This is a genomic window from Actinomadura fibrosa (assembly GCF_900659615.1).
Taxonomy (GTDB): Bacteria; Actinomycetota; Actinomycetes; order Streptosporangiales; family Streptosporangiaceae; genus Spirillospora; species Spirillospora fibrosa.
The window spans coordinates 23,704-29,704 of record NZ_CAACUY010000111.1; the positions used below are offsets into that span (position 1 = coordinate 23,704).

Genomic DNA, 6,001 nt, shown 5'->3' on the forward strand with positions numbered 1-6,001 from the left:
CGCTTTCCGGGGTCCTCAGCGCATCTTCGGCTTGGGGCCCCTCGGCATCTTCGCGCCCCTCGGCATCGGGCCCTTCGGCATCTGCATGGAGCGCGGCAGCGCCTGGAGGCGGTCGTTCAGCTCCGCCACCTGGCCCTTGGTGAGGTTGCGGGGCAGCTTCATCAGGTGGCGCTGGAGCTTGTCGACGGGGATCTGGCCCTCGTCGTCGCCGACCTGGACGTCATAGATCGGGACCTGCTGGGCGGCGCGGGAGATGCGCTTCTTCTCCGCGCCGAGCAGCTGGCCCACCCGGCTGCGCGGGCCCTCGGACACGAGGACGACGCCGGGACGGCCCACGGCGCGGTGCACCATGTCGAGGTTGCGGTTGCCGCTGACGGCCTCGGTGACCGTCCAGCCGCCGCGCATGTTCTTCAGGATCGCGGCGGCGGCGCCCGGCTGCCCGGCGATCACCTTGTACTGCGCGCGCTGCGCCAGCTGGCCGAAGACGATCATGCCGACGGCGGCCGCGGCGAGGACGCCGAGCGGGATGAAGAACCAGAGCTGGCCGATGAGCAGCCCGATGAGGATGACGACGACCAGGGTGCCGACCGCCGCCGCGGCGACGATCGGGAGGGCCTTCGGGTCGGCCTGGCGGAGCACCTGGGCGACCATGCGGATCTGCTTGAGGCGGCCCGGACGCTCCTGGGCCCCGTCCGTGGGCTTCTTCGACATGGAATCAACAATAGTCGGGTCGGGCGACCGGCGGGATCACGCCTCCCGCGCTTCGACGGCCTGCCGGTAGAGGCGCCCCGCGCGGTAGCTGGAGCGGACGAGCGGGCCCGACATGACCCCGGCGAAGCCGATCTCCTCCGCCTCGGCGGACAGCTCGACGAACTCCTCCGGCTTCACCCAGCGCTCGACCGGGTGGTGGCGGGGGCTCGGCCGCAGGTACTGGGTGATCGTGACGAGCTCGCAGCCGGCGGCGTGCAGGTCGCGCAGCGCCTCGGAGACCTCCTCGCGGGTCTCGCCCATGCCGAGGATCAGGTTCGACTTGGTGACGAGGCCGTCCGCGCGGGCCCGGGTGATGACCTCCAGGGACCGCTCGTAGCGGAACCCGGGCCGGATCCGCTTGAAGATCCGCGGGACGGTCTCGACGTTGTGCGCCAGCACCTCGGGCCGGGACGAGAAGACCTCGGCGAGCTGCTCGGGGACGGCGTTGAAGTCGGGGATCAGCAGCTCGACGCCGCAGCCGGGTACGGCCGCGTGGATCCGCCGGACGGTCTCGGCGTACAGCCAGGCGCCGCCGTCCTCCAGGTCGTCGCGGGCGACGCCGGTGACGGTCGCGTACTTCAGGCCCATCGCGGCGACGGACTCGGCGACGCGGCGGGGCTCGTCGCGGTCGAGCGCGGCGGGCTTGCCGGTGTCGATCTGGCAGAAGTCGCAGCGGCGGGTGCACTGGTCGCCGCCGATGAGGAAGGTGGCCTCGCGGTCCTCCCAGCATTCGAAGATGTTGGGGCAGCCCGCCTCCTGGCACACCGTGTGCAGGCCCTCGGACTTCACCAGCTGGGTGAGCTCCTTGTACTGCGGGCCCATCCGCAGCCTCGTCTTGATCCACTCGGGCTTGCGCTCGATGGGGGTCTGGCTGTTGCGGGCCTCGATGCGCAGGAGCTTGCGCCCCTCGGGTGTCGCCGTCGTCACCTGTTCAGAGTACGTCCCGATCACCGGTGACGGCACATCCCGCCCCGGTCCGCGCGCGCGACGGGCCGCCGCGGGGCTCGAAGGCGTCTCGGACGGATCTCGAACGCGTGACGGAACCCGTTTCACCTCGCCGATTCGCGTGTTTCCGTCGATGGCGGCAGTGGATCTCTCTAGGGTGACTCCCTGTCGTCACGCAACAGCGTTAGCAGGAGGACCGCAGTGGGTCTGGCAATGTCGTACCTCAGGGTGCCGCCGGTGCTGGAGGGAGAGCCGGATCCCGGCCGGATCGCCCGCCACATCTTCGGCGCGCCCGACTGGCGCCGCCGGGGCGCGTCCGAGCTGTTCGACCTCGGCCGCGCGTGGCAGATCGTGCACTACCTCGTGACCGGCGACCCGTGGGAGGGGCGGCAGGCCGAGGCGGACGCGGTGTGCGGCGGCCGGCTGATCACCGAGGACGGCGCGGACGAGCTCGGCATGGACGTGATCTTCCTGGCGCCGGAGCGGGTGAAGCCCGCCGCCGACCACCTCGCGGCCACGCCGTTCGACGAGATCGCGCGGCGGTACGACCCGCGGGCGATGGCCGAGGCCGGGGTGCAGGACGCCCGCGCCCTGGACGGCGGCGCCCGCGACCGCGTCCTGAGGCCCGCCTATGAGGGGCTCACGGCCTTCTACCGGGCCGCCGCCGCGAACGGCCAGGCCGTCTACAAGGTGATGGCGCCCCAGGGCTGACCGCGCCCCGGCCGCCCTGGGGGTGCGGCCGGGCGTCAGGCGCCGAGCTGGGCGCGGGCGTTAGGCGCCGAGCTGGGCGATGGTGCGGTGGAGCGTCTCCGCCGCGCCGAGCGCCTCGGCGAGGTGCCGCTCGGCCAGCGGGGTGACCTCGGCGACGGAGACCTCGCGGCCGAGCTCGCGGCTGAGGCTGGTGGAGCCCGCGTCCCGGATCCCGCAGGGGACGATCTTGTCGAACCAGGACAGGTCGGCGTCGCAGTTGAGCATGAAGCCGTGCATGGTCACGCCGCGCGCCACCCGGATCCCGATCGAGCCGATCTTGCGGTCCGGGGTGCCGGGCACCCACAGGCCGCTGCGGCCCTCGACGGTGGTGGTCTCCAGGCCGAGCTCGGCGCAGACGCCCATCATCATCCGCTCCAGCAGCCGGACGTAGGCGAGGACGTCGACGGGGTCGGGCAGCCGGACGATCGGGTAGCCGGTGAGCTGCCCCGGCCCGTGCCAGGTGATCTTGCCGCCGCGGTCCACGTCCACGACGGGGGCGCCGGGGTCGCCGAAGGGGCGGTCGAGCGGCTCGGTCCGCTTGCCTGCGGTGTAGACCGGCTCGTGCTCCATGAGGAGCACGGTGTCGGGGATGCGGTCGTCGAGGCGGAGGGCGTGGGTGCGCTTCTGGAGCTCCCAGCCGTCCATGTAGGGGACGGCGGCCGTCCCGAAGCCCGCGTGGACCACGACCAGCCGCTCGATCCCCTGCCCCGGCGGCCGGGCCCCGTCCAGGACGGCGGTGGACGGGGACGCGTCGCGTACGTCTACATCGCTCACGTCCGCCAGCTTATGTCCCACCGGTTCGCTCCTTACAGGGGGCGTCGCTCACCGGCAACATCTCGGCGGGCACGGCTCACAGGGCGGCGAGCAGGCGCGGTTCGAGGCGCGTCTCCTTGGCGGTGCCGGGGCCGTCGGGCTCCACGCGGTAGGCGCCCGCCTCCTGCCGGTACGACACGGCCTGGACGAACTCGGTGCCGACGTAGTGCAGGCCCACCGCCTCGTCGGCGGCGTACCCGCCCGGCAGCGTGCCCTCGCCGACGAGCTGCTGGAGCAGCGGGCGGCGCTGGGGGTCGCTGTCGTAGTGCACGCCGCAGGAGAAGGGCAGGAAGCCGAGCCCGTCCGTCAGGGGCCGCAGCTGGGGCCCGTAGGAGTCGGTGTTGCCGCCCACGTGCCAGCACAGGGCGCCCGCGCTCTGCCCGGACAGCACCACGCCCTCCTGCCACGCCTCGCGCATGATCTCGTCGAGGCCGTGCAGGCGCCACAGCGCCAGCAGGTTGGCCACGCTCCCGCCGGACACGTACACGAGGTCCTGGGTGAGCAGGTGCGCGCGGACGTCGGGGACGTTCGGCATCGGGAACAGGGTGAGATGGCTGATCTCGGCGTCCAGCGTGGAGAACGCGGCGTAGAAGCGCGCGATGTACTCCATGCCGTCGCCGACGGCCGTCGTCAGGAAGCAGACGCGGGGCCGGTCCTGCCCGGTCAGGTCGAACGCGTAGCGCACGAGCGGACTCGGGGACAGGCCCTCCCGCCCGTCCCGGACGAACGTGCCCCCGCCGATCGCGAGGATGTGGGGCTGTCCATCGGTGCTCATTAGCCCTCCTCGGGGCCCGCTGGCGGCTGGCAGGTACTCCAGGCAACCGTATGGCCACCGATCAGCGCCGGACGCGACTTTGACGTTTCTTGGGCCGCGGAGGGCGGCTCTTGAGCTCGCGGGACGGCTCCCGCGGCCTACAGGACGGCTTCGAGGGCGGCGTCCAGGTCCGGATGCGCGAACCGGAACCCGGCCTCCTCCAGCCGCCTCGGCAGCACCCGCTGGCTGATCAGGGGCCCCTCGTCGGCGAACCCGCGCAGCACCGCCCGCAGCGCGAACTTCGGGACGCTCAGCGCCGCCGGGCGGTGCAGGGCCCGGCCCAGGGCCCGCGTGTACTCCGCGTTGGTCACGGGGTTCGGCGCGGTCAGGTTGACGGGCCCGGCGATCTCGTCGTCGATGAGGAAGCGCAGCGCGGCGATCTGGTCGTCCAGGGAGATCCAGCTCGTCCACTGGCCGCCGTCGCCGAGCCGGCCGCCGAGGCCGAGCCGGAACAGCGGGAGCGTGCGCCCGAGCATCCCGCCGCCGCGCGCGAGCACCACGCCCGTCCGGGGGTGCACGACGCGGACGCCGGCGTCCCGGGCGGGCCTGGCCGCCGCCTCCCAGTCGCGGACGAGCCCGGCGAGGAACCCGCGGCCCATGGGCGCCTTCTCGTCGACCTCGCGGCCGCCGGTGTCGCCGTAGTAGCCGATCGCCGAGCCGCAGACGAACACGCGCGGGCGCCGTCCGGCCGCGGCGATCGCCTCGGCGAGCGTCCGGGTGCCGCCGATCCGGCTGTCGCGGATCCGCCGCTTGTACGCGGGCGTCCACGGCCGGTCGCCGACGCCCGCTCCGGCCAGGTGCACGACGGCGTCGGCGCCGGCCACCGCCCCGGCCTCGACGCAGCCGTCCGCGGGCGACCAGCGCGCCTCGTCCTGGCGGGCGGGCTCCCGCCGCACGAGGCGGAGGACCTCGTGCCCGTCGTCGCGGAGCGACCGCACGAGCGCGCTGCCGATCAGCCCGGACGACCCCGTCACGGTGACCTTCATGGGCCCAGCCTAGGCGGTTGTCACCACCGAACGGTGAGATTCTCATGGCGTCCCGGGTTTCCCCGGATCGAGTTTTTCCCCCGCGGGGTGAATGCCTGGTATGCCGCGTCCCCGCCGGGGGCGCCCGGACGCGCGAGACCCCGCCGTCCGAGGGACGGCGGGGTCTGCGTCAAGACGGGCCCGAGACGGGCCCGGACGGTCAGAGGCCGAGGTCGGCCTCGAAGTTGCCCTCCTCCAGGCGGTGCTTGATCGTGGCCAGGAAGCGGGCGGCGTCGGCGCCGTCGATCAGGCGGTGGTCGTAGGTCAGGGCCAGGTAGACCATGGACCGGACCGCGATGACCTCGCCCAGCTCCGGGTCGTCGATGACGGCGGGGCGCTTCACGACGGCGCCGGTGCCGAGCATGCCGACCTGCGGCTGGTTGAGGATCGGGGTGTCGAACAGCGCGCCGCGGCTGCCGGTGTTGGTGAGCGTGAACGTGCCGCCCGCCAGCTCGTCCGGGTGCACCTTGTTGGTGCGGGTCCGCTCGGCGAGGTCGGCGATCCGCTGCGCGAGGCCGCCCAGGTTGAGCTGGCCGGCGTTGTGGACGACCGGGACCATCAGGCCGCGCTCGGGGACGTCCACAGCGATGCCGAGGTTCTCGACGTCGTGGTAGGTGACCTCGTTGGACTCGCTGTCGATGACGGCGTTGACCTTCGGGTGCGCCTTCAGCGCCTCGACGGCCGCCAGCGCGAAGAACGGCAGGAACGACAGCTTGACGCCCTCGCGGGCCTGGAAGTCGGCCTTGGCGCGGTCCCGCAGCCGGGCGATCTTGGTGATGTCCACCTCGACCACGGTGGTGAGCTGCGCGGACACCTGGAGCGACTCCACCATGCGGCGGGCGATCGTCTGCCGGATGCGCGACATCTTCTCGGTGCGGCCGCGCAGCGCGAGCTGCTCGGCGGG

Annotated in this window: 7 protein-coding genes; 1 reads left to right on the plus strand and 6 read right to left on the minus strand. The window is 73.1% G+C overall.

Translation table 11 applies throughout. The features are described 5' to 3' along the window. Window positions 1-15: 15 nt before the first annotated feature. A complete protein-coding gene (locus E1300_RS29355; RefSeq protein WP_131760336.1) occupies window positions 16-711 on the minus strand; it encodes a DUF4191 domain-containing protein in 696 nt (231 codons plus the stop codon). A 36-nt stretch (window positions 712-747) separates the two neighbouring features. Continuing rightward, window positions 748-1,677 carry a lipoyl synthase gene (gene lipA / locus E1300_RS29360; protein ID WP_131760337.1) on the minus strand — a complete coding sequence of 310 codons (930 nt, stop codon included), beginning with the start codon at window positions 1,675-1,677 and terminating at the stop codon, window positions 748-750. 219 nt (window positions 1,678-1,896) lie between these two features. On the opposite strand from lipA, the gene E1300_RS29365 reads away from it, so the two are divergent. Continuing rightward, window positions 1,897-2,406: a YfbM family protein gene (locus E1300_RS29365; protein WP_131760338.1), complete on the plus strand. Its 510-nt coding sequence runs from the start codon at window positions 1,897-1,899 to the stop codon at window positions 2,404-2,406. 60 nt (window positions 2,407-2,466) lie between these two features. On the opposite strand, the gene lipB is transcribed toward E1300_RS29365, so the two are convergent. From lipB to E1300_RS29385, 4 genes are all read right to left on the minus strand, one after another. Continuing rightward, window positions 2,467-3,174 (minus strand): lipoyl(octanoyl) transferase LipB, encoded by a 708-nt coding sequence (lipB, locus tag E1300_RS29370; RefSeq protein WP_370785232.1) that lies wholly within the window; start codon window positions 3,172-3,174, stop codon window positions 2,467-2,469. A gap of 121 nt (window positions 3,175-3,295) precedes the next feature. Then, on the minus strand, window positions 3,296-4,033 hold the full coding sequence (locus E1300_RS29375) for a Type 1 glutamine amidotransferase-like domain-containing protein (RefSeq protein ID WP_131760339.1): 738 nt from the start codon (window positions 4,031-4,033) through the stop codon (window positions 3,296-3,298). A gap of 137 nt (window positions 4,034-4,170) precedes the next feature. Continuing rightward, window positions 4,171-5,058, minus strand: a complete 888-nt coding sequence (locus E1300_RS29380) for a TIGR01777 family oxidoreductase (RefSeq protein ID WP_131760340.1) — start codon at window positions 5,056-5,058, stop codon at window positions 4,171-4,173. A 199-nt stretch (window positions 5,059-5,257) separates the two neighbouring features. Beyond that, the coding region (locus E1300_RS29385; RefSeq protein ID WP_207400023.1) for a 2-oxo acid dehydrogenase subunit E2 at window positions 5,258-6,001 on the minus strand (744 nt) is incomplete at its 5' end.